11 protein-coding genes and 1 tRNA gene are annotated in these 24,648 nt (G+C 62.1%); 7 read left to right on the plus strand and 5 right to left on the minus strand.

Annotation, left to right across the window (positions count from 1 at the left end):
- Nucleotides 1-3 precede the first annotated feature (3 nt).
- Both IZ6_RS04835 and IZ6_RS04840 read right to left on the minus strand, forming a co-directional pair.
- Nucleotides 4-894, minus strand: a complete 891-nt coding sequence (locus IZ6_RS04835) for an MBL fold metallo-hydrolase (protein WP_222876877.1) — start codon at nucleotides 892-894, stop codon at nucleotides 4-6.
- A 211-nt stretch (nucleotides 895-1,105) separates the two neighbouring features.
- Nucleotides 1,106-1,182, minus strand: a tRNA-Pro gene (locus IZ6_RS04840).
- 343 nt (nucleotides 1,183-1,525) lie between these two features.
- On the opposite strand from IZ6_RS04840, the gene IZ6_RS04845 reads away from it, so the two are divergent.
- The 4 genes from IZ6_RS04845 to IZ6_RS04860 all read left to right on the plus strand — a co-directional run bounded on the left by IZ6_RS04845 (nucleotide 1,526) and on the right by IZ6_RS04860 (nucleotide 7,180).
- The gene (locus IZ6_RS04845) at nucleotides 1,526-2,920 is read left to right on the plus strand and encodes a TolC family outer membrane protein (protein WP_225874006.1); all 1,395 of its coding nucleotides are present in this window, start codon (nucleotides 1,526-1,528) and stop codon (nucleotides 2,918-2,920) included.
- A 91-nt stretch (nucleotides 2,921-3,011) separates the two neighbouring features.
- Complete coding sequence (locus tag IZ6_RS04850; RefSeq protein ID WP_222876879.1) at nucleotides 3,012-5,174, plus strand: type I secretion system permease/ATPase; 2,163 nt, start codon at nucleotides 3,012-3,014, stop codon at nucleotides 5,172-5,174.
- Between the two features lie 9 nt (nucleotides 5,175-5,183).
- A complete protein-coding gene (locus IZ6_RS04855) occupies nucleotides 5,184-6,536 on the plus strand; it encodes an HlyD family type I secretion periplasmic adaptor subunit (RefSeq protein WP_222876880.1) in 1,353 nt (450 codons plus the stop codon).
- Nucleotides 6,537-6,541: 5 nt separating this feature from the next.
- Nucleotides 6,542-7,180: a ribbon-helix-helix domain-containing protein gene (locus IZ6_RS04860; protein WP_222876881.1), complete on the plus strand. Its 639-nt coding sequence runs from the start codon at nucleotides 6,542-6,544 to the stop codon at nucleotides 7,178-7,180.
- 24 nt (nucleotides 7,181-7,204) lie between these two features.
- Here the strand turns inward: IZ6_RS04860 and IZ6_RS04865 are convergent, their stop codons facing one another.
- The gene (locus tag IZ6_RS04865; protein WP_222876882.1) at nucleotides 7,205-7,909 is read right to left on the minus strand and encodes a transglutaminase-like cysteine peptidase; all 705 of its coding nucleotides are present in this window, start codon (nucleotides 7,907-7,909) and stop codon (nucleotides 7,205-7,207) included.
- Nucleotides 7,910-8,473: 564 nt separating this feature from the next.
- On the opposite strand from IZ6_RS04865, the gene IZ6_RS04870 reads away from it, so the two are divergent.
- The 3 genes from IZ6_RS04870 to IZ6_RS04880 all read left to right on the plus strand — a co-directional run bounded on the left by IZ6_RS04870 (nucleotide 8,474) and on the right by IZ6_RS04880 (nucleotide 22,834).
- On the plus strand, nucleotides 8,474-21,157 hold the full coding sequence (locus IZ6_RS04870) for a T1SS-143 repeat domain-containing protein (protein WP_222876883.1): 12,684 nt from the start codon (nucleotides 8,474-8,476) through the stop codon (nucleotides 21,155-21,157).
- Between the two features lie 94 nt (nucleotides 21,158-21,251).
- Entirely contained in the window at nucleotides 21,252-21,623 is a 372-nt protein-coding gene (locus IZ6_RS04875; protein WP_222876884.1) for a hypothetical protein, read from the plus strand.
- A 59-nt stretch (nucleotides 21,624-21,682) separates the two neighbouring features.
- Complete coding sequence (locus IZ6_RS04880) at nucleotides 21,683-22,834, plus strand: ABC transporter substrate-binding protein (protein WP_222876885.1); 1,152 nt, start codon at nucleotides 21,683-21,685, stop codon at nucleotides 22,832-22,834.
- A gap of 3 nt (nucleotides 22,835-22,837) precedes the next feature.
- On the opposite strand, the gene IZ6_RS04885 is transcribed toward IZ6_RS04880, so the two are convergent.
- Nucleotides 22,838-23,653 carry a TrmH family RNA methyltransferase gene (locus IZ6_RS04885; protein WP_222876886.1) on the minus strand — a complete coding sequence of 272 codons (816 nt, stop codon included), beginning with the start codon at nucleotides 23,651-23,653 and terminating at the stop codon, nucleotides 22,838-22,840.
- A complete protein-coding gene (locus IZ6_RS04890; RefSeq protein WP_222876887.1) occupies nucleotides 23,650-24,555 on the minus strand; it encodes a class I SAM-dependent methyltransferase in 906 nt (301 codons plus the stop codon). The genes IZ6_RS04885 and IZ6_RS04890 overlap by 4 nt, the downstream gene beginning before the upstream one ends.
- Between the last annotated feature and the right edge of the window lie 93 nt (nucleotides 24,556-24,648).

Here is a 24,648-nt window from a genome sequence, read left to right on the forward strand (position 1 = left end):
GTTTCAGACCCGCAAATAGACCGCATCGCCCGCGCCGGGCTTGACCGACACCACACCGCGCGCTTTCAGCTCTTCGAGATGGGCGAGCGCCGAAAGACCTGCCGCGCCGCGCAGGTTCGGCGCAATATCCGGATAGACCGCAATCACGATCTCCTCGACGGTGCGGCCGCCTGGCGCGAGCGCCGACAGGATCTGTTCCTCGCGCGCTTGGCGATGCGCAAGGAGCGCGGCGACGAAGGCTTTGGCATTCGCGAGTGAAGGCCCGTGCGCGGGGTAATAGATGTCTTCGTCACGCGCGAGGAGCCGCCGCAACGAAGCTTTGTAATCCTTCATATTGCCGTCGGGCGGCGCAACGACCGTCGTCGACCAGGCCATCACATGATCGCCCGGAAAGAGCGAGGTCTCTTCGCTCAGTGCAAAGGCGAGATGATTTACGGTGTGGCCGGGCGTTGCCACCGTCTCGAGTGTCCAGCCGCGGCCTTGGACGATATCTCCGTCATGGAGAATACGGTCGGGCCGGTAGGATGTATTGACGCTCGCTTCGAGTGGATTTGACGCGGTGCTCTCATGCGGTGCGCAGCCGAGGATGGGCGCCCCGGTTACCGCACGCAGCGCCTCGACGCCGTCTGTGTGGTCGCGATGGGTGTGCGTCACGAGAATATGGGTGATGGTCTCGCCCGCCGTCGCCGCCAGCAGCGCTGCGATGTGATCGCCGTCGTCCGGCCCAGGATCGAGCACCGCGACCTCGCCGCGGCCGATCAGATGCGTCACGGTTCCAGTGAAGGTGAAGGGGCCCGAATTGTTGGCGACGACCCGCCGCACCAGAGGCGAGAGCGGGATCGAAAGTCCGTAAGGCCCGGGATGCGAGCGGTCGAAACGAAGCGTGTCGGGCATTGATCTATTCATCGTGCAAGTACCGCCGGACATCAATCGGTCACGCCTCCAAGCGCCGGGCCGCCGACCGCTCTCACGGGCGCCAACGATTCTGTCAGAAAAGAAGATTTTTGAATGGAAACAGAAGCTTCTACGAAAAGCTTTGCACGGCCATGGCCGGGAACTGCACTTTGCGTAAACACCCTGGTCGGAGCTCACATGCAGCTAACACTGGTCGGAGTGATAGGATTTGAACCTACGACCCCCTCGTCCCGAACGAGGTGCGCTACCAGGCTGCGCTACACTCCGTCACCAGCGGATGGCCCGTATAAACGCGCAATCCCGTTTGCGCAATTCAATCCTTGGCGCTCGGACCAAATGTCCGCGCGAGCTCCGAAAACTCTGCAATTCACGGCGCGCGCGGTGGAACAGACGGCCGATGGCCAATCAATGTGGGGTTGTATTCAAATTCCATAATGCAACTGTAGATGATGCAGAATCGCAACAGATTCAATTCACATTTGCCTCAATTTAGATTCATGTGGGCTGAATTAGGAACATTCTGCTAACAAGGAAGCGGGGACCTTGAGGCAAGGGGCGGACTATGAGATGCGGCACGGCGACTGCGGTCGCTTTCGTTATGGCGTTGAGCATGAGCACAGCGCTGACGAGTCCTACGCACGCGCTGACTCTGCAGGAGGCACTCCGGGTAACCGTTGAGGCCAATCCTGAAATCGGGCAGGCGGTTGAAAATCGCGAAGCCATTGAATTTGAACTGCGTCAGGCGCGCGGCCTCTATCTGCCGAGCGTCGATCTGAACTCTTCCGCCGGTGTACGTCTCCTCGACAATGAGGGCCGCCGTCTGGCCGGCACCGACGACGACGAACTCTACCCGCGCGATGTCGGCGTTACCGTCACGCAGAAGCTGTTCGACGGCGGCGCCCGTTCCGCCGAGAAGAACCGCCAGGCGAGCCGTGTCGATTCGGCTTCCTACCGCGTCCTCGAACGGTCCGAGACCATCGGCCTCCAGGTCGTGCGCGAATATCTCGAAGTGGTGCTGCAGGCCGAAATCGTCGCCGAGACCCGCCGCAATCTCGAATTCCATGAGCGCACGCGCTCGGATGTCGGCGATCTGATTTCCGGCGGCAAGCTCACCGATGCCGACCGCCAGCAGGTGGAAGAGCGTCTGCTCGGCGCCCGCGCCCGCATGATCGAGGCGACCGAAGAACTCGAAGCCGCGAAAATCCGCTTCTACACTCTGGTCGGCAAGCCACTGACCGGCTGGTCGATGCCCGGCTCGGTGGCCAATGCCATTCCGAGGACGCTGGATGAGGCGATCGCGATCGGCCGCAAGAACAACCCGCGCATCCATGCGGCTTTGGCCGACATCAATGTCGCCGAGGCCATGGTTAAGGGTGCGCGTTCCAAATACGCGCCGGAAATCTTCGCCGAGGGCGCTGCCCGCACGGGTACCGATATCGACGGCGATGATGGCCGGACGGACGACTATTCGGCGCGTATCGTCGCCAAATGGAATCTCTATCGCGGCGGCATCGACAGCGCTGACGAGCAGGAACAGATCCGGCGCGCCAGCGAGGCCCGCCTCGTGCTCCATCAGAGCCACCGTCAGGTTGAGGAAGCCGTACGCATCTCCTGGGACCGCCGCGCCCGCCAGACGCAGCAGGCGGCGACGTTGAGCGCCCAGGCGAACGAAAACGCTGGTCTGGTCAGCTCTTACCGTGAGCAGCTCGATGTCGGCCAGCGTTCGCTGCTCGACGTGCTCGATGCCCAGAACACGCATTACAATGCGGCGATCCTGGCCCGTACGGCCCGGTTTGCGGCGCGTTTTGCCGAATATCGCCTTCTGGCGGCGACCGGCTCGCTGTTAAGGACAATGCAAGTTCGTCCCCCGCAGCAGGCTGAAGCTTACGCGCGGACGGAGTACAACGTGCCTCCGGCGCTGGCTGCCGAGACGTACCGCCGCGTGCCTTCGAGGCAGAGCGATACGCCGCCGATGGATCTGCTAGCACCGGTAAAGACGCCGTAATTTCAGGCGGGCTGGGCAGACGCTTACGAAGATCGGGCTGTGACGCCGTCCGTAGGCTTTTGCGCTTAGAAGGGCGCATCGAATGCGTGCGATGGAACCGAGTTCCGGCGCTTACAGCGCGCATGGCTCTCGCCTGAACGACATTCTTCCGGCGAGCGACTTCAAAACCGCTTTTCGCGAGATCGCGGTTCATCTCGGCCACTCCGGTTCCGAGATCATCCTGTTTTCAGACGTGCCGTTCGATCCCGGCGCGCCCTCGATCGAGGAGATCGAGCGGCTGACGGAACGGGCAGGGCTCGAAATTCTCGAAAGCGGCGATGCGCGTCTTCTCGAGCGCAGTTTCGATGTGCCGGCGCTCATCATCTTCAACGACGGCACCGCTCTCTCTCTGCTCGAGCGCGACATACGCGGCCGTTATGCGACGGATGCCGCCGCGACCGAGGCTCTGAAAGTCGATCTCGAAGGCGCCTCGACACGCGATGTCTGGTGCGTTCTGACCTTCGGCGCGGTGACGGCCGACACCATTGAATCGGCGATCAGCGGCAAGCCCGCCGGCAAAATGCGCCGGCATTGGCTGGTCAACGCGCTGCGGCCGTTCTGGAAATCTTATATCCAGGTCGCGCTGGCGGCGCTGTTCATCAACATTCTGGCGCTTGTGGCGCCGCTCTTCACGATGAATGTCTATGACCGCATCCTGCCGAACGAGGCCATGGCGACGCTCTGGGTGCTGGCGATCGGCGTCTCCGCCGCCATTCTGTTCGATCTCATTCTGAAGAGCGTACGCGCGGCGCTGATCGACTATGCCGGGCGCGCCGCCGATCTGAAACTCTCTTACGTGCTGTTCGAAAAGGTGCTGCACGCGACCATGGCCTCGCGCCCGGCCTCGACCGGCGATTACGCCAACCGCATCACGCAATATGAGTTCGTCCGCGAATTCTTCACCTCGAACACGATCAGCGTCGTCATCGATGCCGCCTTCATGTTCATCTTCCTGATCGTGATCTATGCGCTGGCGGGCTGGATCGTCGTTATCCCGGCGATCGCTCTTTTGCTGACGATCGGCATCGGCTTTATCGCCCAGGACCGTATCGGCCGCCGCATTGCCGCCGCCTCGAACGATGCGACGCAAAAGCAGGCGCTTCTGATCGAGACGATTTCGACCATCGAGACGATCAAATCGCTCGGCGCCGAAAAACATCTTCTGCGCCGCTGGCATGAACTCGCAAAGCGCGCCTCGCGCACCTCCGAGCAAATCAAGGAGGCATCCGCCGCAGCCTCGCATGCGACCGGCTTCGTCCAGCAATTCGTGTCGATCGCGATCGTCGTTTGCGGCGCGTATCAGTTTGCCGAAGGCAATATGTCGTCCGGCGCCATCATCGCCGCGGTGATGCTGTCCTCGCGCGCCGTCGCTCCGCTCGGCCAGATCTCGATGACGATTGCCCGCATGCGTCAGGCGCTCCTGTCGCTGCGCATTCTCAATTCGGTGATGGCACAGCCCGAAGACCGGCCCGACAATGCTGGCTTCGTCAATCGCGAGGTTCTCGACGGCGGGTTTGCGTTCCAGCAGGTCGCCTTCACTTATCCGGAAAGCGATTTCAAGGTTCTGAACGGCATGTCGTTCTCGGTGAAGCCGGGCGAACGTGTCGGTATCATCGGCAAAATCGGCTCGGGCAAAACGACGATCGGACGTCTGCTCGGCGGTCTTTATCCGCCGGGCGAGGGTCATCTTCTCATCGATGGCGTCGATGTGCGCCAGTATCATCCGGCTGTGGTGCGTGCCGCGGTCGCGGTCGTGTCCCAGTCGGCCGATCTGTTCTCCGGAACGATCAAAGAAAATCTCCTGATGGGGCGCCCCGACGCGACCGATGCGGAGATCCTCGAAGTCGCCAAGGTCACGGGCATCGACGATTTCGCATCGCGCCATCCGCGCGGCTATGACATGCCGGTTGGCGAGCGCGGCTCAAACCTGTCGGGCGGCCAGAGGCAGCTCGTTGCCATTGCGCGTCTTCTGATGGCGCGGCCGAAGATCGTCTTCCTCGACGAGCCCTCGGGCGCCATGGACATGGCCTCCGAAAAGCATCTGATTTCGAAGCTGAAACAGGTCATCAAGCCGGGAATGACGGTCGTCATTTCCACCCATCGCCACAGCATGCTGGAGCTCGTCGATCGCCTGATCGTCGTCGATCAGGGCCGGGTGATCGCCGACGGTCCGAAAGACCTTGTGATCGATCAGCTGCAGAAGAAGGCGAAGTAGGCCATGAATATGCAATGGCCAGGTAGCCGTTTCGACAAGGCGGTGTCCACCGTCCGCGAATGGATTGAGCCGGAGCCCGGCGTCGTCGACCGGCCGCCATTCCTCGCGCGCATCTGCCTCGTCTCGATTGCAGCGCTCGTCGTCTGCTTCCTTATCTGGGCGGCCATCGCCGAAGTTGACGAGATCGCGCGCGGCGAGGGCAAGGTCATTCCGATCTCGAAAACGCAGGTCATCCAGGCGAGCGAGCCGGGTGTCGTTCTGGAGATCGCGGTGAAGGTCGGCCAGATCGTCAAGCGCGGCGACTTGATCCTGCGCCTCGACGATACCGCAACGACATCGGCACGCGGCGAGGTCGAGGCGAAATCGCGGGCGCTCAAAGCGCAGATCGCCCGGCTCGAAATGGAGGAAAAGGGCGATCTCGAATCCCCCCTCGTGTGCCCGTGGTCGCAAGACCCCGCGACGGATACGATCTGCGCCAACGAAATGCGCCTTCTGACGGCGCGGCGCGGCAATTTCCAGAACAAGCTGTCGGTGCTGCGCGAACGCCGCACCCAGCGCGAGAAGGAACTCGACGAGGCGCTTGCCAATATTCAGCGTCTCGAAGAAACGGCTGAGCTTTCCCAGCGCGAACATGATCTTCTGGCGCCGCTGGTCGAGCGCAAGCTTGCCGCGCAGACGGATTTTCTGCGGGTGCAGAAGGAAATTACCGATTCACGCGGTCAGCTTGCCTCGCTGAGAGAATCGAAGATCAGGCTTGAGGCGGCCTTGAAGGAGGCCGATCTGCAGGTTGAAGAGCTCGCATTGCAGATCGCGCAGGAGGCTCTCGGCGAAAAGACCAAGGCACTTGCCGAACTCTCGGTCACCGAAGAGACAATGCGCGGCGCAAACGACCGCGTGAAGCGCACCGATCTCAGGTCGCCGGTCGACGGCGTCGTCAATACGCTTGATGTGAATACGATCGGCTCGTTCGTTCAGTCCGGCGCAACCGTTGCCGGCGTCGTGCCGACCGCGGACACGCTTTTGATCGAGGCCCGCATCTCGCCGCGCGATGTCGCCTTCGTGCGCGTCGGCCAGCCGGCGCTGGTGAAGGTTTCGGCCTATGATTTCTCGATTTATGGCGGTCTTCAGGGCGAAGTCGTCAACATCTCGGCCGACAGTATCTTCGATGAGAAGGCGGAAGAGACCTACTACCAGGTCTATGTGAAGACGCAGAGCTCGGAGATCCACCACAACGGCCGTGTCCACTCGATCATTCCCGGCATGGTCTCCTCTGTTGACATCATGACCGGCAAGAAGACCATTCTGCATTACCTCCTGAAGCCGGTGAACAAGGCGCGCAACGAGGCCCTGAGGGAGCGCTGATACGGATGTCGACCGAAGCGCGCGAACCCGAAACCGGTCAGCCCATCGTCATCCCGAAGGCGGAAGATGCGGCAACGCGCTTCGTCGCTGTGCGCTCGGGGGAATTTCGCCGCGGTCTCCGGCTCGAAGAAATCTACTGGCGGGCGCTGAAGGATGTTGCGGCCTCGGCGGGCCTGAATGTCGGCGGGCTGGTGCGCCAGGTCGAGGAAGCGTCGGGCGAAGACGAGGGCAACGCAACCTCACGCCTGCGCGTTCTGTGCCTGTCCTGGTTCATGGACCGGCTGGCGCGTCTTCAGTCGCTCGTGCACCGCAATCTTGCGCAAAATCTTGTCATCGCCAGTCCGTCGCCGGCTTTTGCGCTCGGGCCCGACCGCTCGATCGTCGCCTATAATCCGCATTTCCTGAATCTCATCCAGTCGCGGCTTGCGATTGCGGGAGCGGGGGCTATGGCGAAGAATCTGCGCCTGGCGTTGGATGTGCAGATCAGCGACCTCATTCCCGCTTTGCAGAAGAGCGGCAATGCGCCTGTCGGGACAGGCTTTGTCATTGGCGTCGACACCCAGCGCTTCCGCGGCCGCATGAACGCGGTGCTGGTGCCGTCGGGCGACCGGCCGGTGATCGTCTGCTTTATTCTTCCGGACTAAAGAGCCAGATTTGGAAGGCGCCGCTTAGACGCCTTCGCCCGGCTGGACATTGCCGAGGGACGACATGCCGCCCGCGACGCGGTTGCCGCTCTTGTAGCCGTGGATGAAGGTGCGGTCCGCGTTCATCGAATACAGCGCCTGATAATTGCCGAGCGAGGTGTCGCGCGGCACGTCCATGCGCAGATTGTCGAGAATGAACTGGCCGCGCTCGGTCGCAACGGCGAGCACCGCATGGAAGAGATTGCGGCGCGTATCGCGCAGGACGACCAGCGTCATGTTCTGCTCGGGCACGCCCGCGGCCTTGAGGGCTGCCATTTTGAGGATGGCAAAGTCCTCGCAATCGCCCTTCGCACGCTTGATCGTCTCCTGGGGCTTCGCCCAATAGTCGCGCGTCCCATAGATCTCGCGGTCGCTCTGATAGGCGATCGCGCGGTTGACGGCGCTGTTGATGGCCGAAAGCCGTTCCGCCACAGGTTTGCCCTTGGCGGCGTCGATGGCCGCGCCGATCTCCTTGCCGGCCGGGCAGGCTTCGCCGCAGCCCGTATCGATCGCGGCCGAGCGCACGGATGCCCAGCGGGCCTTGCCGGGGATGCCGCCGATCTGGAAAGCCACCGAAGAGAAGACCGAGCCGTCGGTCGGCAGCGCCGCCGCCTTAAGGTCAGGCGCCGGCAGTTCCGGGGCAGGCTGGCTCAGCTGCGGTTCGACCGCCGCAAGGGCGGGCTGGGCCAAGGCCGGGGCCGGCTGGGCTAGGGGCTTCTGAACGAGCGCTACGGTATCGAAGGCCGGGCCCGCCTGGGGCTCCTTACGTGCCTTTACCGGTGCGGGCGCCACGTAAGGCGTAGCCCGCTCGGCTTTCTTATCGACCGTAGAGATAAAATCGGACGTCGAAGGATGTACGGAGCTACCAGTAGTAATACTTAGAAGTAGTCCGCAAGCCACTGGAAGTATTGCACGGGCTGTAATCTCTGCTTTACCGACCAGCATTGACGCCTCCAACGCACTTACGTTGGAAAGCTATCAGGAGGGTCTAAACACTTAGGCAAGAATACTGGATTACACGGGATTGACCGTGTAGAAGAACTTTGATTAAAGTTTTAGGGAAGGGGGCTGTGTACAGACGCTGGCGCCGGTTCAGCCGCTACAGAGAAAGTATATACGCTGTTATATTCACGTTTTAACTAAGGGTGTGGATTCCTAAAGTGAATATATAAGAGTATATAAACTTATCTAAAAAGCAGTTGCTTGTGACGGACCGCCATGTCCTTCTGACCTTCTACTAAGGGGGCATTAGTCATGACGCGGGATCCTTCCGGCACCAACGAAACCGGCCTGCACGAAATCGCCGGTCAACCGGCTGAAGCCTCCGAAACAAACCCCGCATTCGCGGCCGTCGCACAGGCAGCGGCCACGCCCCCCGCGCTCCAGCAGGCGAACGCGCCCGCGACGATCATCATCAAGCCCGGCCCCGGCAATATTGCCGAGCTGCCGCAGGGCACGTCTCTCACACAGGTTGTAATCGAGGGCGACGACATCGTCCTGGTGCAGCCTGACGGCACGCGCATCGTCATCGATGACGGTGCGCTCGACATTCCGACCTTTATGATCGGCGGCGCGGAAATCCCGCAGGACGCGGTCATTCTGGCGTTCAAGGCCAGCGATATCGACGTCGCGGCGGGTCCCGATGGCGGCCTTTCGATCGCCGGCTCGAGCCCGGACAGCGGCGGCAACAATTTTGCGATTCCGGTTCCGGGCATCGGCGATGCCGGCCCTCCGATGGATCTTCTGGCCCCGACGGCGCTGCAGTTCGGCGCGCTTGAGGACATCGAGCCGGGCAGCGACGTCAATTTCGCGCCCGAAATCTCCTTTGTTCCCGGCGGCGCGTTCCAGAACGTCATTGTCGACGAAGACGCCCTCGGCGGCGCCGAAGACGGTAATGGCGACGGCAGCCTTCCGGTCAATCCGGACGGTACCGATCCGGACAAGGTTGCGGGCAACACCGAAATCGTCACGGGTTCGTTCCAGCTCTCGGACGCAAACGGCGTCGACGATCTCGAAACGCTGACCATCACGCCGCCCGGCGGCGTGCCGGTGACCTTCGATCTGGCGACGATCGCCGGTTCGCAGGTGTTCGGTACGTACGGCGTTCTGACGATTGTCAGCTACAACACCGCAACCGGTGTCGGCACGTTTGAATATGAGCTGCACGACAATGTCGACAGCCCGACCGCCAATAATGGCGAGCAGACCGAGGCCGGCGCCGACGAATTCACCTTCGTCGTCTCCGACGGCGTTCTGGATTCAGCGCCTGCGACTCTCAGCGTTTCCATCGTCGACGACATCCCGGAAATCGTCAGCCAGAACGAAGGTTCGACGCGCACGGTCGATGAAGACGATATCGAAACAGATGACTCGCTCGGCACTTCGCCGGAAGACTCAAATGGCGACGGTTCCTATACCGGTTCGTCGAGCGACAATAGCGACGGTCCGGCCTTCATCTCCGGCTCGCTCGGTTTCCTCGTCAATTTCGGCGCCGACGGCCAGGCGCCGGGCGGCGGCTTCGACATCTCCTCGACGGCGACGGCCGGCTTCCTTGCGCTCGGCCTGAGCTCAAAGGGTCAGGATCTCGCCTATAGCCTCAGCGCCGACGGCCAGACGCTGACCGCCTATGTTGAGAACGGCGATGACGACCGCACCGTGTTCGAATTCACGCTCGACAGCACGACCGGCGATTGGGAATTCCGCCTGTTCGACCAGATCGATCATCAGTCGGCTGACGGTCAGAACTTTGACCTCGATCAGGGTGCGGGCGTTCTTCCCGCGCTCGATTTCGGTCAGTACATCACCGCGACCGACGGCGACGGCGATACGCTCACGCTCACCGATCAGCTCGACATTCAGATTCGCGACGACGTTCCGGAACTCGTCGGTGAAAATTCGGAATCGAAGACGGTCGACGAAGACGACATTCTGAACGGCCAGTCGACCGGCACTTCGCCGGATGACGACAATGCCGACGGCTCCTATACGGGCGATGCCGGAGTTGATATCGGCGGTCCCGGGACCGTTTCGGGCTCCCTGGCTTATCTCGTCAAATCGGGTGCGGACGAAAGCCTCACCTTCTCGTTCATCGACAATACCGCTGAAGCGATCAGTGAGCTTGAGGCCGGCGGCCTGACGTCAAAGGGCGAGGCGCTGAGCTATTCGATCGTGAGCGGCGTTCTCACCGCGTTTGTCGAGGGCGGCGATACGGATCGCATCGTCTTCAAGCTGACTCTGGATACGGACGGCGACTACAAGTTTGAACTGTTCGACCAGCTGGACCATGACGTCCCGAATTCCGGTGCCGATGAGAACTTCGACCTCCAGGACGTTCTGCCTGGTTTCGACATCGATGAGCTTCCATTCGGCTATCTGATCGAAGCAACCGATCATGACGGCGACAGCGTCACTCTGGACGACGCCTTCGTGATCAAGGTCCGCGACGATGTGCCGGAACTGGTGTCCGGCCAGAAGGAAGAAATCCGCGTCGATGAAGACGATATCGTCACGCCGCTTTCTCAGGGCAATGATCCGGAAGACGGCAATGCCGACGGCTCCTACACCGGCGATCCGGCCACCGACAGCGGCGGTCCTGCGACGGTGGAGGGCTCGCTGGCTCATCTCGTCAAATCGGGCACGGATGAAAGCCTGACCTTCTCGTTCATCGGGGGCGCGGCCGCGAACCTCGAAAATCTCGGCCTCAGCTCGAAGGGCACCGAACTCAGCTATTCGGTTGTCGGCGGCGTTCTAACCGCCTACGCCGACGAGGCGACGGACCGCACCGTCTTCACGTTGACGCTGAATTCGGACGGTACTTACAAGTTCGAACTGTTCGACCAGGTCGATCATGATGCGCCGGGTCTCGGCGCCGATCAGAACTTCGATCTGCAGGACAGCATCGATGGCGATGTCGATTTCATCGATTTCGGCGAAATCATCCAGGCGACCGATTATGACGGCGACAGCGTCGTTCTCGACAACGTCTTCAAGATCGAGATTCGTGACGACATTCCGGTTCTCGTGAACAGCGGCAAGGTCAGCGTCATCGTCGACGAAGACGACATCGTCACCTCACTCTCCCAGGGCAACAATCCCGAAGACGGCAATGCCGACGGTTCCTATACGGGCGATGCGGCCACCGACAGCGGCGGCCCGGCCACGGTCAGCGGCTCACTCGCCGGCACGGTCTCGTCCGGCGCGGACGAGAGCGTCACGTTCTCGTTCATTGATCCGGGCCTTGCGATTGCCGCGCTTTCGCTTGCCGGCCTGAAATCGCACGGCACGGGGCTGAGCTACACCTTCGACGGCGACGGCAATCTTGTCGCGTTCGCCGACGAGGCGACGGACCGCACGGTCTTCAAGCTGTCGCTGTCGTCCGACGGTACCTACAAGTTCGAACTGTTCGACCAGCTCGACCACGATCCCTATAACGACAGCAATATCCTGGACGGCATTTCCAACAGCACCGGCGCCGATGAAAATTTCGATCTTCAGGATGGCATTCTCGGCGACATCTCGACGCTCGATTTCGGCCTGATCATCAAGGCGACGGACGCCGACGGCGACAGCATTTCGCTGCTCGATGCGTTCAAGATTTCGATCCGCGACGACATTCCGGTCGCAAAGCAGGGGCAGGTGGCCTCGATCCAGGTCGATGAGGACGAACTCTCGACCGGCACGGGCGATCTGACCAACGGCATCACCGACGGCGATGCGCAGACCGATGAAGCGACTTTCTCCTCCGCGCAGCTGAAGAACCTCATCTCGGCCGGCGCCGACGAAGACATCACCTTCTCGCTGAAGGGCAATGCGCAGATCAGCGACAAGATCGTCCGCACGACCGACGGCACGGCTGTCACCTCGCAGGGCGTGACCGTGAAGTATGCGGTCGTCGGCGGCGTTATCATCGGCTATGCCGATGCCGACAGTGACGGCAATCGCGATGGCGGCGAGCGCGATGTCTTCACGCTCACCAATAACGGCAACGGCACCTTTACGTTCGATCTGAAGGACAAGATCGACCACGCGCCGCTGGACGCCGGCGGCGGTGATAATGAGACGCTTGCGCTCGATCTGAGCCCGCTCTTCCAGGCCCGCGACTATGATGGCGACACCGTCGCGCTCAATCCGGACTCGATTACCGTCATCATCGAAAACGATGTCCCGGTGATCGATGCGCCGGTCATCGGGCTCGGCGAAAACCTGATCGTCAATGGCAGCTTCGAAGAAGGCCACGACCTCGGCACTGGCGCCAACTGGAACAATTTCCATTCGTTGCCCGGCTGGACCTCAAACGATAACGGCACGCCCGGAGACACCAGCGACGACATTCCCTTTGAAGTTCAGACCGGCGGCGTTGGCAGCCTGCCGGCGCAGGACGGCAATGCGCTCGTCGAGCTCGACGCCGACCTCGAAGGCAATGGCGGTCCGGACATCAACCAGACCACACAGACGAACACGATCATCCAGCAGACGGTCGCGACCGAAGCCGGCGCAAATTATGTGCTGACCTTCTGGTATGCGCCGCGTCCGGGCGATGGCGATCCCGACAGTTCCAGCATGAACGTGCTGGTGAACGGTCAGATCGTCAAAGCCATCGTGTCCGACGCGACCGACGAAGGCTGGACGAAGATCACCGTCTCCTTCACCGCGACCGGTGCCTCGACCACGGTCGGATTCCAGGGTGCGGGCCAGGCCAATGAATTCGGCGCCTTTATCGACAATGTGAGCCTGAATAAGGTCACCGTGCTCGTCGACGAGGACGAACTGGATTTGCCGCCCGATTATTCGCAGGGCAATAGCGATTTCCAGACCGGCGATGACCTCGGCGGTACGAGCGCGACCGGCGCTCTCGGCATTACCTGGGGCGCGGACAGTTATGACGTCGCCGATGCCGGCGGCGTGCAAGATGGCGCGGGCGATGCAACGCCGGGCCTCACCGGCCGCAGCGTCACCTTCGCCAGCAATACGGTCGAAGTGACGGGGCAGGAGGGCTTAACGCTCACCTCGAACGGCGATGTCGTCAGCTTCGTTCTTTCCGCCGACGGCACGGTGCTGCGCGGCGTTGCCAATGACGGCACGGGTGAACGCGTCGTCTTCGAAGTCAAACTCTCCGACGACGGTTCGGGACAGTTCAGCTTCGAACTCAACGATCAGCTCGACCATGCCCCGGGGCAGGACGAGAACAACATCGCGCTGAAGTTCGACTTCAAGGCGACGGATTCGGACGGCGATGTCGCCACGGGTTCGTTCTATGTCGGTGTCGATGACGATGTTCCGGTCGTCGGCGATATCGAATGCCAGCTCGTCAGCGAAGAGCCGCCGCCGGTTGTGGAGAGCAAGGTCGCGAACTTCGTCTTCATCCTCGACACCTCGGACAGCGTCGAATCGCAGTTCACGCTGCTGCAGAACGCGGTCAACGATCTGCTCGACAAGCTCGGCCATTCGGGAGCGGAGGATCTGCGCGTCCATATCGTCGAGTTCGGCTCGGAATCGAGCGCGGTCGGCACTTACGATCTCATTGTCGACGGCCAGCTTGTGCAGTCGGCGCTCGATGAGGCGCTGGCCGATGTCCAGGCGCTGACCGATGGCGGCTACACCAATTACGAAGCCGGCTTCCAGCAGGCTCTGCTCTTCATCCAGGGCGGCAATGTCTCCCTCGCTATCGATGGCTCTTCTTCGTTCGATGCCAATGGCAATTCCGGTGGCGGAACCAATAACGATACCGCCCATATCCTCACCAGTGACGGCACGCAGATCGCTTTGGTTTCCGGCTGGAGCGCGCCCGGAACGGCAGTTTCGCAGCTGACCGACGTCGATGGCAGCACGGGCGGCGGATGGGCTCCCGGATCTGCTCTTCAATCGGGCGAACTGCTGCGCTTCGATTTCGGCGCGTTCAAAGACTTTGACGGTGGCGGCGAGTTCAATGCCGGAACGTTTAGCGCGGCGACGCCGGTCAACACTGCGACCTTCCGCATGGAAGATGCCGGGTCGGATTCGGTTACGATCGCTTGGACGATCCACTACACCGACGGCAGCGCGTCGTCCTCGTCCAACAACGTCAATGGCAACGACGAGACGTTGACGCTTGGCGATCCGGCCAAACAGATCGCCTATATCGAGTTTTCCGTGACAAATGGCGGTGACGCGCAGCTCGATCTGCAGTCCGTCACCTATTATGTCCCGCCGGGCACGATCCCGGATGCCGACATCAATGAAGTAATCTTCCTGTCGGATGGCGAGCCGAACCGTGCCGTCGACGATGCCACCGGCGACGACTTCTCGCAGAGCGCCCAGGACGCGATCGACCAGATCACCGGCATTGACGACAGCTCGGATGAAATCGGCGAGACCGAAGGTGGCAACGGCGGTCTGGATCAGCCCTTCCACATCACGGCGATCGGCCTCAATCTGCAGCCGCAGACGTTTAGCGTCGACGACCGCGATGATTTCGACGCCAATTCGCTTAGCGGCAGCAGCAATCAAGATACCGGACTTGTTCTTTACAGCGGCACGACCAAGATTGCCGTTGTCTCGGCCTGGGACCAGAACGGCAGCGAACTGGTTGACGTTTCGAACTCGGGCGATGATTTCGGCGTCGGCCGCGACGATCCGGACGAAAACGGCAGCGATCCGCTCGACAGCAGCGAAGAGGTTCTGCGGTTCGACTTCGGCGCGTTCGATAATTTCGGCGGTACGGATAACTATGCCGCTGCGGGTGATGCGGTGGGCTTCAACGGCCCGCCGGTTATCTCGACGACCTTTAATCTGATCGAAACCGGCTCCGGCCCGGCCGGCTTCAGCTGGGTCATCCATTTCGTCGGCGGCGGCCCGACGGAAGCGGGCTCGCATGCTGTGGCCGATAACGACACCGATCAGGTCGCGATCGCCGGTACCGGCGGAAATGCCGGCAAGGAAATCGCCTATATCGAGTTCACCTCGACCGGCGGCAGCGGCCGCATTGACCTCCAGACAGTGGTCACCAAGATCGTGCCGGCTCTGTCGATCCTCGATCAGGTGGATACCGACGGCAACGCGCTGAATATCCCGACACCGGAAAGCCTCGCCGACCAACTGGCCGACCTCATCGACTCGCTCGGCGAGACCGAGATCCCCGGCGGCGGTCCCGTGAACGATGTCAGCATCGAACTCGCGCAATATGTCACCGGTGCGGACGAAGACCACACATTCAGCCTCAACACCAACACGTCGGGCCTCGAAGCACAGGGCCTCAAATCTCTCGGTGTTGCTATCGTCTACACTGTTGTCGGCGACACGCTGACGGCGAAAGCTGGACCGGGCGGCGAGACGGTCTTCACGCTGAAGGTGGAAGCCGACGGCACGGCGGTCTTTACGCTCTCCGGCGACATCGATCACGGCCCGGTAGACATCAAGCACATCGAATTCGGCTCCATCATCCGCGTGACGGACGATGACGGCGACTCGACGAATGTTCCGCTCTGCATCGAGGTCGAAAACGCGACCGATCTTATCCCGACGGTCAACGTTACCGATGGGCAGGTCAATGAATGGGCGCTCGGCGCGACCGCCGACGATCAGGGTTCGAACGAAGCTGTGATCGCGGGCGATAACGGCGATCCGACGGAAAGCGTCGTCGGCGCCATCAATTTCGATCCGGGCGATGGCCCGGCTCAGGTGCTGATCGAGGACAAGAACGGCGTTCAGCAGAACGTCACGGCGGGCGGCACCGTCGTCGGCGATTACGGCACCCTTGTTGTCACGGTCCTCGGGGCGGGCGTCCTGGAGTGGACCTATACGCTGGACAACAATCTGGATCACCCGATTGCGGGCCAGATCGGCACCAACGATGCCGTCAAGGACGACTTCAAGGTCTCCGTGGTCGACAACGATGGCGACAGCACCGCAACCGGCGGCGTTTCGGACGCCGAAACCATCAGCATCAACATCACGGATGACGGTCCGGTCGCGGCGGACGATACCGCGCCGTCCGCGCCTGAAAACCAGCCGATCCTGATCGACGTTCTCGCCAATGACGCTCTGGGCGCCGACGGCGTTGCGTTCGGCGATGTGGCCAAGGCCTCCGATCCGGCGAAGGGCACGGTGGTCTACAATAACAACGGCACCTTCTCCTACACGCCGAATGACGGCGCGGAGGGAGCGGACAGCTTCACCTATACAATCACGGACGGTGACGGCGATACGTCGACGGCGACGGTCTACATCACGCTGACCGCGGATTCCGAACCGCAGATCACGCTGGCCGAGAACGCCACGGTCGATGAGGACGGGCTTTCCGATGCGAACCCCGATCACAACCCGCTTTGGGCGGGCGAGACGGATTCGAGCGAAGCTGCTGGCACCACCGGTCAGATCACCGTCCAGTACGGCAATGACGTGCCGGTCGACCCCATGGCCGCGTTCAAGCTTTCCGCGGCCGGTCTCGACGACGAGATCGATGCCCTCGGCGGCGACGTCACCTGGGCGTTGTCGAACAACGACCATACGCTGACCGGCTCGGTCGGCGGTACGCCGGTCATCGTGATTTCCGTGACCGCAGCGTCGGCGCCGGTCGCCGGTGCGGTGACCTATACCTATTCCGTCACGCTCCAGGAACAGGTGGAGCATCTTGCGGCGGGCGAAGACAGCGTCACGATCGACGATGTCGGCTTTACCGTGACCGACAGCGACGGCACGCAGACCTCCGGTTCCTTCGACGTCACCGTCGTCGACGATATTCCGGTCGTTCAGGACCGTACGGCGGAAGTAAACGTCGATACGTTCCAGGCGTCCGTCAACGCGCTTGTCATTCTCGACAAGTCGGGCTCGATGAGCGACGAGGACATGGCTCTCGCCAAGCAGGCCATTCTGGACTTCGCGTCGTCCGGCAATGTGAAATCGATCCGGGTTCTGACCTTCGATCACCCGGCGGACGCACCGTCCGTCTGGTTCGATGTCACGACACCGGCCGGATTTGATGCGCTCGAAGCCTTCCTGGCTCCCATCGATGGCGACGGCAATACGAACTACGAAGACGCCATCTATCAGGCGCAGCAGACCTGGACGGATCCGGTCACGCCGGCAGACTTCACCAATGTCTATTTCATCTCGGACGGCGATCCGACGGAACGCAGCAATAACGGCGTCAACGACACGCCCGGCACCGAAACCGGCGATGCCGACGGTCTGACGGCAGCCGAAAAGGCGGCCTGGGAAGCGTTCCTGCAGTCCGAGGGCATCGACAATGCCTATGCCATCGGCATCGGCACGAGCGTCAGCGACATCGATCTTCAGGAAGTCGCGTGGCCGAATGTGCCCGGTGAAACGAACAATGTCGTCATCATCGACTCGGCCGGCGACCTCACCGCCACGCTGCAGGATACGCTGCAGGGCGTTGCCGTAGGCAATGCGATTACGGGCCTGATCGGCGACACGAGCGACGACAGCAGCTATGGCGCGGACGGCCCCGGCTATGTCTCCGAACTCCGCTTCGACGCGGACGGCAACGAGACGGTCGATATCGATGACGGCGTCTATGTCTTCGACGGCTCGGTAATCCGCGACGGCGTCGGCAATATTGTCGAAACCGACAGCGAAATCACGTTCCAGACCGGCAATGGCGGAGCGATGACGTTCAACTTCGCGACCGGCGCGTGGAGCTATGTTACCGGCACGGCGCCTGCCGTGGCCTTCGTCGAGCCCTTCATCTACAAGATCGTCGACAGCGATGGCGATGAGTCCGGCCCGGCAGCGCTCAAAATCAACGTCACTCCGCCGCCGAACGCGGCGCCGCAGATCGCCAATCTCGACGGTTCTCTCGAATTCGAAGAGGGCGACAGCCCGATCCGTCTCGCCGAGGACGTCGACGTCTCGGATCCGGACTCCGCCAATTTCGACGGCGGCTCGCTGACGGTCGAAATCACCCAGAACGGTGAGAGCACCGATGAGCTCACCATCGACGAGGGCGGCGATATCGATATCACCGGCCAGAACATATTCTTCGACACGCCCGGACCCGGCTCCGTCCTGATCGGAACTTTCACCGGCGGCACGAACGGAAATCCGCTCGTCATCACGTTCAACAGCGATGCGACGCCCGATCGCGTGCAGGAGCTGATGGATCGTATCGAGTTCGAGAACACCTCGGATGATCCGAGCAATCTCGACCGTGAGGTGACGTTCACGCTCACCGACGGCGACGGCGGCACGGAAACCGTGACGACGACGATCGAGGTTGTCCCGGTCAATGACGCGCCGGTGCTCGACACGTCGGAATCGCCGGTGCTTTCGAGCATCGCTGAAGATGCCCTCGCGCCGGTCGGTGCCGTCGGCACGCTCGTTTCGCAGCTGGTGGCAGACGGCTCGGGAATCGACAATGTCGACGATCCGGACGGCGGGGCGCTGGGTATTGCGGTGACCGGCGCCGACGAGGACGACGGCACATGGTTCTACTCGCTCAACGGCGGCACGACCTGGATCCCGGTCGGATCGGTCGCCAACAATAACGCGCTGCTGCTGGATGCCGACGATCGGCTGTATTTCCAGCCGGATGCGGACTTCAACGGCACAAGCCAGATCACGTTCCGCGCCTGGGATCATACGCTTGCGGGCGGCGATGCCGGTGAGAAGGTCAGCACCAACAGCAATGGCGGATCGACCGCGTTCTCGGACGATCCGGACACCGCGACGATCACCGTAACGCCGGTGAACGATCAGCCGACGGCGACGATCACCCCGGCGAGCTTTGCGGCGACGGAGCAGGTCTCGCTCAATCTCAAGAATGCCGGCCTGTCGATCGGCGATGCTGATGACGGCAATTCGGGCTCGATGAGTGTTACGCTCTCGGTGACCGGCGGCGTTCTCAACGTCACGGCGGGCACCAGCGGCGCAAGCGTTTCGGGCACCGGAACGGCGGTGGTGACAATCACCGGCACCGTGAGCCAGATCAACGCTCTGCTGAACACCAACGGCACGAGCACGGTCGCGTTCATCCACAACAGCGACACGCCGCCGGCCAGCGTCACGCTGACCCTCAACGTCAACGACAACGGCAATGTCGGCGGCGGCGCGCTGCAGAACAGCGACACCGCGACGATCAACATCACCGACACGTCGGAGAACGCGGCGCCCACCGCGAATGCCGATGTGATCTATGTTTCGGACAATACGAACATCGTCATTCCGACGGCGCTGTTGCTTGCAAACGATACGGACGCCGATGGCGGCACGCTGTCGATCACCGATGCTGGCGATGTGACCGGAATCGGCGGAACGATCGCGGCAAATGTTTCGGGAGGGAATGTTACTTTCAACATTCCGTCCCTCTCCGGCGGCGACAGCGGCGCTCTGACGTATTCGCTCAGCGACGGGCAGGGCGGCAGCGCCACCGGCAATGTTACCATTCATGCCGTCGACACGCTCGACAGCAATGCGGTCAATTATACGATACCCGCCGGGGCTTACGCCGCCTCGTTCCTTGCCGGACATGGCGGCGATGACTCGATCACGGGTGGTGGATCGACTGATTTCCTGTTTGGCGAAGCTGGTAGTGACACGCTGAATGGCAATGGCGGAAACGACTTCCTGAACGGGGGCGCAGGTGCCGATACACTGACCGGCGGCGCCGGCGAGGACCGGTTCACCGTCACGGCTGGAGAGTCTTCCTTTACTCTGGGCGGAAGCGGAGGCAGCGGTTCTGTTGCGGGATTTGATGTAATCACCGACTTCAACCCGGCTCTGGACAAAATCGACTTCAGCATCGCGCCGGCGGCTGTCGCGGACGTCGCGACCGTGAACGGCAACAACTCGGCCCTCACCGTTGGCGGGAACCCGATCTCGTCGCACAGCATCACGAACGGCATTGTCGCATTCGACGATGCAAACACGTTCTCTGCGGCGCTCGATCTCAACTCGATGTCGAGAGTGGCTGCGGCCGTCGACTACCTGAATCGTAACGATATCGGTGTCGCCGGTTCGACAGTTGCATTCCGCGCGACCATTAGCGGTACGACGCACACCTTCCTTTACCAGCAGGGTGGTTCGAACAACGGCAATGGCATTAACTCGCTTGTGCAGCTGACTGGCGTTACGGCGGTCGCCCTAGCCAATCTGAACGCGCTAATCGGGACGAAGGTGGACCCAATTGTCCTCGATCTCGACGCAAACGGTTATTCCTTCTCGGATACCGACTCCGGCGCGACGTTCGACCTCAACGCCGACGGCTCTATGGATCGCGTGGCTTGGAACACGTCGAATGACGGCATCCTCGCCATGGATCTTGACGGCGACGGGGTAATCGACAATGGCAGCGAAATCTTCACGCCCGATTTCAACGGCGGCGATTTTGCGACCGGCAGCGAAGCGCTCGGTTCGCTCGACGAGAATGGCGACGGTCTGATCGATCATCAGGACGGCGCCTTCGCCAACCTGCTCATCTGGCAGGATGCGAATGCCAACGGCATCAGCGAAGCCGGCGAGCTTTCGTCTCTGTCGAGCCGCGGCATCGCTTCGCTGACGGTGAAGACCAGCGTCAGCGGTGAGACGGTCGATGGCCAGGAAGTCGTGGGCGAGGGCACTTACACCAACACCGACGGTACGACCGGCGGGTTTGTGGAAGTCGGCCTCGACACCGAATTCGGCGGCGCCGACACCTTCGTCGTCGACGGCGACGCGCTGGCCGGCATCGATCTGCCGGACATCATCGCCGATTACTCGTCGTCTGAAGGGGACGTCGTCGATCTCACCGGCCTGTTCGATACGAATGGCGGCGAGCTCAGCGACTTCGTCCGCTGGACGGAAGGCGGCGATGGAGCCAACGACGCCCTGCAGGTCAACACGGCCGGCACGGGCAATGCGGCGGACTTCGTCACCGTCGCGTTCCTCAACGCCAATGCCGGCGTTACGATCCTGTATCAGGATGACGGCCACGATCAGACGGGTTCGGCCTCGTCGTCGGCTTAAAGTCAGGACCTGTGTCCTGCGGCCCGTTGCGGGCCGCAGGGGATTTGAGTAGTTTCCACCTCGGGGCAGGGCTCTTCGGAGCCGGAGGCTAAAGATGCGCAATTCCATCAAGACCGTTTTTGCGGCCGCACTTCTGGTTGCGGCGGGCGCCGCGGCTTACGCAGCCGATATTAGCGACACTCAGGCTCCGGTCGGCGGCCAGTGCCTGGCCGGTGCGCCGGTTGTTCTGACCTCCACCAGCGACGGCGCCCTTCGGGTCGAAGTCACCAAGCTGATGGATGAGGCCGTCGCCGTCGCCGAGAGCCCGGAATGGGTAGCGTCGCCGCGCCCGGTCTTCCTCTGGGCGTCCGAAGCCAAGGTCGCCTGCGGCAAGGCCTACGGATATCTCCGCTCCGGCTATCAGGACGCGGAATACCTTTATAAGTGCGAGTGCTTTCACTCGCGCATGATCAGCTACATGCACTAAGGCGCGGACAACGCGTCGAGCGGGCGCGGGGAGCGCTCGCAAGGCTTAAGGTCAGAACCATGAATGCGGCGGCCGGTGAGGGCGCGGGACTGTCCGGTTTCCGGACCGCCGTCTGCTGTCCGAAAGCTGTCCTCATTGCGGGCTTTCTGGCCGCGCTTCTTTCCGGCTGCAAAACTTCCGGCACGACGGGCTCGATAGAGACGGAAGCGCCTGTCGTGGCGCAGAGCACGACGCCGAACATCATCGGCACAGGGCCGGTCGCCATCGCGATCTTCACCGATTCCGGAAACTCGCCGCAGCTTGCCGTCGATCACCGCGATGGCGCGGCGCTGGCGGTCAACCAGCTTGCCAAGGATCAGATCACGCTGACCGTGTTCGACGCCGGCGCCAATGGCGCCGATATCGGCGCCGAAGTCGGGGCAGCGATGACGGCCGGTTCCAAGCTTCTTATCGGCCCGCCGTCTTTGGCGGCAACGCCCGGCTGGCTGAAGGCGAGCGCCGGAAAAAAGCCGCCTGCCATTCTGCTGGCCGCCGCGCCGGCAAAGCCGGTGCCGGGATCGTTCTGGCTCGTCTCAAGCGAACCCGACAGCGCCGCCGAGGTCGCGACTTACGCGGTGAATTCCGGAAAGAAGGCCGTCCTCCTCGCGTCCGCCGCGCCGCTCGCGCCCGCAGATCTTGCGCAGGTGAAAGCCGCGATCGAGCTTGCCGGTGGCACTGTACTCGGTCCGGTCACGGTGCCGGGTGCCGCCATCGACCGCAATCTCGCGGCGCAGGCGGACGCTGTTGTGTTGTTCGGTTCTTTGCCGTCGGCCCTGTTGACGCCGCTGCGCGAAGCGGGGCTGCGCACGGATGCGTGGGTTCTTGGCACATCCGAATGGAAACCCGGCACCTATATTGAGGGCGGCTATTTCGCGGCGATCGATCAGAACGGGTTTGGCCAGATCGCCGGGCGTTTCCAGACGGCCTATGGGCGCAAGCTTTCGGCGGATGCGGCCTATGCCTTCGATGCGGTCGCGGTCGTTGCCGGCATTGTCCGTGCCAAGGGCATCGAAAATATCGCGGCGGCCGAACTGAAATCGGCGACGGGCTTTACCGGAGCGACCGGGCTTTTCCGCTTCCACAATAATGGCCGCGTGCAGCGCCGCTTCTCGATCTACAAGGTCGAGGCGTTGAGCCCCAAACTGCACGATGCGGCGCCGGACGGGTTCTGACCGTCAGGCCTTTTCAGGCGGGAAGAGCGTAAACAGCAAAATCCCGGCGGCGATCCCGACATTCAGGCTCTCGACGCGGTCGGATGTCGGTATATGCACCATGCCGATGCAGGCAGCCGAAAGTTCATCCGACAGGCCGTATTGTTCATTGCCCATGAGGAGCAAAGACGGCGATTTCGGCTTTACGGTGCGGTAGTCGGAAGATTGCACGACGCTCGTGCCGAGGATATCGCCCGGCCAGCTCTTGCAGAGCGCGATGACATCGGCCTCGCTGCCTTCGTAAATGTTCACCGCGAAGATCGAACCGGCGCTGGCGCGCACGGCCTCAGTGCCGTGCGGATCGCAGCTGTCGCCGATGATAAGAACATCTGCGCCTGCGGCATCCGCTGTTCTGAGGATTGTGCCGAGATTGCCCGGATCCTTGATGCGATCGAGGCCGAGAACAGCGCGTGTTTTCTTCGGGGCGATCTCGGCCAGCGGCTTCACCACATGCTCGAAGGCGGCAATGACCGATTGCGGATTGTTGCGGCGCGTGATCTTGCCGATGAGGGACGGGGTGAGTTCGAGAACCTCGCCGCGCGCCGAGAGCGTAGCGCGGATCAGTTCTCCGACCATCGGATCGTGCCGCATGCCGTCTTCATAGCCGAGCACACGCGGCGCGCGCCCGCACTCAAGCGCCTGGCGCACCATGCGGGCGCCTTCGGCCAGAAACAGGTCCGCATCCTCGCGCCGGTCGCGTGTCCTGAGCGCCGCAAGATATTTGACCTGCGGATTGGCCGGGCTGGTGACGATCTTCACGCCTTGCAGGGGGCCGCTCATGCGCTGTCCTTCTCGGGCTGCCAGCGCGCATAGAGCGAGGTCGAGAACAGGCGCTCGCCATGCTTTGCGGCGACGGCAAGTTCGCCGGCTTCGACCGCGCCTTTGCTCTTCGGGGTGAAATCCTTGAGGAGTTCGGCGAGCGAGACGCTCGACAGGCGCAGGGCGTAAGCCGAGATCAGGACAAAGGCCGGTTTGTCGGAGATGAGCTGCGACAGCGCGCCGAGGAGTTTCGGCAGATCCTCGAAGAAGTGCCAGACCTCGTTGGCGGGTCCGCGCCCATACATCGGCGGATCGAGCACGATAGCGTCATAGGTCTTGCCGCGCCGGACATCGCGCTCGGCGAACTTCAAAGCATCGTCGCAAATCCAGCGGATCGGCGCCTTGTCGAGGCCGGACAAAGCCTGGTTCTCGCGCGCCCAGGCGATGGCCTTTTTTGAAGCGTCGATATGGGTGACCTCGGCGCCGGCCGCCGCCGCCACAAGGCTCGCGATCCCGGTATAACCGAAGAGGTTGAGCATGGTCGGCTTCTGGCGCGCGCCGAGCGCTTTTGAGATGAAGCGCCAGTGCGAAGCCTGTTCCGGGAAGACGCCGACATGACGGAAGGAGGTGGCGCGGCATTGGAAGCGCACGCCTTCGAACCCCATGGTCCATTCCTGCTTCTTCGAGCGGAATTCCCAGGTGCCGCTCTCCTGGTCTTCCGGGGCGAGAAACTTCATGTCCGCCGATTGCCAGATCTTGTCCGGGGCGGATCGGGCCCACAGCGCCTGCGGTTCCGGCCGGTCGACCGTCAGCGTGCCGAAGCGTTCGAGCTTGCGCATGCCGCCGATGTCCAGAAGCTCGTAATCGTCCCAGGGCTCGGCGATGAGAAGCCGGCTCAGCCTGTGTCCGCTGTCCTTGGTCATTTTAGGGTACGAGGACCTCTCCGGCGGCTTTCAAGCCGCCTTTGCCGGGGCCGGGAGACCCTGCCGGGCGGTCAATCGCACACCCGACAAACT

It is taken from the genome of Terrihabitans soli (assembly GCF_014191545.1).
GTDB classification, from domain to species: domain Bacteria; phylum Pseudomonadota; class Alphaproteobacteria; order Rhizobiales; family Methylopilaceae; genus Flaviflagellibacter; species Flaviflagellibacter soli.

Coding starts and splice junctions, on each gene's coding strand:
- IZ6_RS04835 (WP_222876877.1), bottom strand. CDS start 894: ATGCCCGACACGCTTCGTTTCGACCGCTCGCATCCCGGGCCTTACGGA.
- IZ6_RS04845 (WP_225874006.1), top strand. CDS start 1,526: ATGAGCACAGCGCTGACGAGTCCTACGCACGCGCTGACTCTGCAGGAG.
- IZ6_RS04850 (WP_222876879.1), top strand. CDS start 3,012: ATGGAACCGAGTTCCGGCGCTTACAGCGCGCATGGCTCTCGCCTGAAC.
- IZ6_RS04855 (WP_222876880.1), top strand. CDS start 5,184: ATGCAATGGCCAGGTAGCCGTTTCGACAAGGCGGTGTCCACCGTCCGC.
- IZ6_RS04860 (WP_222876881.1), top strand. CDS start 6,542: ATGTCGACCGAAGCGCGCGAACCCGAAACCGGTCAGCCCATCGTCATC.
- IZ6_RS04870 (WP_222876883.1), top strand. CDS start 8,474: ATGACGCGGGATCCTTCCGGCACCAACGAAACCGGCCTGCACGAAATC.
- IZ6_RS04875 (WP_222876884.1), top strand. CDS start 21,252: ATGCGCAATTCCATCAAGACCGTTTTTGCGGCCGCACTTCTGGTTGCG.
- IZ6_RS04880 (WP_222876885.1), top strand. CDS start 21,683: ATGAATGCGGCGGCCGGTGAGGGCGCGGGACTGTCCGGTTTCCGGACC.
- IZ6_RS04885 (WP_222876886.1), bottom strand. CDS start 23,653: ATGAGCGGCCCCCTGCAAGGCGTGAAGATCGTCACCAGCCCGGCCAAT.
- IZ6_RS04890 (WP_222876887.1), bottom strand. CDS start 24,555: ATGACCAAGGACAGCGGACACAGGCTGAGCCGGCTTCTCATCGCCGAG.